Source organism: Streptococcus mitis (genome assembly GCF_009496285.1).
In the GTDB taxonomy this organism is placed as follows: domain Bacteria; phylum Bacillota; class Bacilli; order Lactobacillales; family Streptococcaceae; genus Streptococcus; species Streptococcus mitis_BP.
This window is the reverse complement of record NZ_WIJK01000050.1, coordinates 1-1,767: the sequence shown is the minus strand read 5'-3', so window position 1 is coordinate 1,767 and position 1,767 is coordinate 1. Positions and strand designations below refer to the sequence as shown.

Annotated in this window: 1 protein-coding gene and 3 pseudogenes; all 4 read right to left on the bottom strand. The window is 29.7% G+C overall.

Features of this window, described 5'->3' with window-relative positions; all coding sequences use genetic code 11:
• Window positions 1-856, bottom strand: a pseudogene (locus GEZ89_RS09440) (hypothetical protein); the annotation flags it as partial.
• Between the two features lie 52 nt (window positions 857-908).
• Window positions 909-1,010, bottom strand: a pseudogene (locus tag GEZ89_RS09760) (DUF5966 family protein); the annotation flags it as partial.
• Window positions 1,011-1,089: 79 nt separating this feature from the next.
• Window positions 1,090-1,335, bottom strand: a complete 246-nt coding sequence (locus GEZ89_RS09435) for a DUF5962 family protein (protein ID WP_153225809.1) — start codon at window positions 1,333-1,335, stop codon at window positions 1,090-1,092.
• 69 nt (window positions 1,336-1,404) lie between these two features.
• A pseudogene (locus GEZ89_RS09860) lies at window positions 1,405-1,524 on the bottom strand (helicase SNF2); the annotation flags it as partial.
• Window positions 1,525-1,767: the final 243 nt, after the last annotated feature.

The window sequence follows — 1,767 nt, the reverse complement described above, 5'->3', positions numbered from 1 at the left end:
CTTTTATAAAGCACTTATAATTGAAAATATCTCCCACCTCAAATTCCTTTAAAATTCCAATAATTTCTTCACTAGAAATATTACAATAAATAAATTCTAAAAATGTGCTTTTATCTTTAGCATTGTCAATCTTAGATAGATCCACTCTAACTTGCTTAAAATAACTCTTTCTAGCTCCATGGGAAAATTTTTGCTTGAGTAATCTATTAAAATATCTGTGGTATCTATTTTCAATATCCGATTCTATGAATTCTTTCAATCTTCCATCAGTATTTTTGTTGATAAATATAGTTGTTTTAGCCACTTTTAAGCTAAATTTCAAAAGAAAGATAAACAAAATCAATAGGAAACCAATTATAGCCTGCCAAATATATTGATAATGAATACCTGCAGATGCATTAAATTTAACTATAAGAGGAATAATAATTGATAGCAACAAAGAACCAATGAACTCCCAACTATTTGTTAAATGATACCAAACATTGCTGTCTGTTAAAAAATCCATTTTTTGATAGCCTAAGTAAGTCCCTTTTTCTTTATTGTCATAACCAACCATAAATTGTAAAAATCCAACATAAACTCCGTAACACGACCATATAGCTAAGACTACAGAAAATACGGATGCTATATCTAAATCATCACTTTCAAGATTAAATAATGAAATTTTATATTGATAACATAACCAATAAATATAACTCACGATTGAGAAAAATAATATATGAGAAAAATATTTGATTTTATCACCTGAAATTAATTCATCTATAAAGATTGTAAACCTAAGTCGCCCAAAAAATCTTAGAATATAGGACAATACAAAAATAATTATTGGAGAATATAGAATTAATTTTTCAAACAAGCAAAACACCCCTTCTTTTTTCTAATTAATAATGATTATACCTAATATATATGATAAATCTGATTTGAAACAAGGCACCTGAAACTTTCGCAATTTGATAAAGGACAAGCAATATCAGTTCAATTACTGCAATGATCAAAAGACTTTGTAGAATTAGTTACAACAACTTGAATATCTTTCTAGGATAAGTGCTTACGGTAATAATCAGTTTGTTCCTTGTCGATTTCGTCTAATTAACTAGCTAAATCAAGATATTCTTCTTTTGTAACCTCCTCTAAGTCTGGAAAGCCATTATCACGGGTTGTGATGATGACCTCTAATTGACTGATTATTTCTCGTTTTGAAAAACTAACATCAAGGAGTTCATCTTCATACTGTTCCTTTAAATCTTGGTAGTCAGAACTATCCTCTGAACTTGTAAAACCTTGTGCCACCCATTCTTCTAGTTGATAACGTATTTCTTCTATCGTTTTGACCATAATCTAGTCTCATTTTGTAATTTCTTAACTTCATTTTACCGCGTTCAAAAATATTTGTCAGCGTTTTTCTTATATCTCAAGTGCTATTTGTTGATCTTTGTCTAGTGTATCTTCACTAAACTTGGCCAAATACGCATATATTTCCTCAATTTCTGCTTCTTTTTCAACTAAGGGAGCTAAAACTTCATAAAAGAGACGGTATCTGGTAAGGGCACGATAAAACTATTGACTTCTCTTATAGTTTGTAGTTAATGACTACATTTTATCATAATTATCCACATAGAAAAAGAGGATCTAAAGTCCTCTCAGATTGAAGACAAAGTCCTTGGAAGTCCAGTTTCTAAGGGCTTTTCTTTGTGTAAAGTCGTATAATAGAGGTAAGAAAAGTTGTGAGGTGTTCCCTATGTTTCACAAAGAAAAACCTGATTATAA

Bases quoted from the DNA above. Each gene is read 5' to 3' on its own strand.
- GEZ89_RS09435 (WP_153225809.1), bottom strand. From the start codon at position 1,335: ATGGTCAAAACGATAGAAGAAATACGTTATCAACTAGAAGAATGGGTG.